Origin of the sequence: Pseudomonas sp. NPDC087804 (assembly GCF_044742965.1) — a bacterium.
GTDB classification, from domain to species: Bacteria; Pseudomonadota; Gammaproteobacteria; order Pseudomonadales; family Pseudomonadaceae; genus Aquipseudomonas; species Aquipseudomonas rustica.
The window spans coordinates 4,656-5,076 of record NZ_JBIUVN010000055.1; the positions used below are offsets into that span (position 1 = coordinate 4,656).

Below are 421 nucleotides of genomic sequence, written 5' to 3' on the forward strand. Positions count from 1 at the left end.
CACCATTCACCTGGAGGATCGGCGCCTGGATCATCTTGGCAACGTCGGTGGCGTACTCGGTGGAACGCGAGTCCAGCGGGTTGCTGATGGTGAAACCAACCTGGTTGTTGATCACGATGTGCACGGTACCGCCGGTTTTGAAACCGCGGGTCTGCGACATCTGGAAGGTTTCCATGACCACGCCCTGACCTGCAAAAGCAGCGTCACCGTGGATGGAGATCGGCAGAACCTTCTCACCGGTCGGGTCGTTACGACGATCCTGACGGGCGCGAACCGAACCTTCTACCACCGGGGAAACGATTTCCAGGTGGGACGGGTTGAACGCCATGGCCAGGTGAACTTCACCGCCGGCGGTCATCACGTTGGACGAGAAGCCCTGGTGATACTTTACGTCACCGGAACCCAGCTCGACCTTCTTCTT

The 421-nt window shown here is 58.9% G+C and carries 1 protein-coding gene; it reads right to left on the bottom strand.

Features of this window, described 5'->3' with window-relative positions; translation table 11 throughout:
* Positions 1-421: thiamine pyrophosphate-dependent enzyme (locus tag ACIOMO_RS27660; protein ID WP_401244653.1), on the bottom strand; the 421-nt coding region annotated here is incomplete at both ends.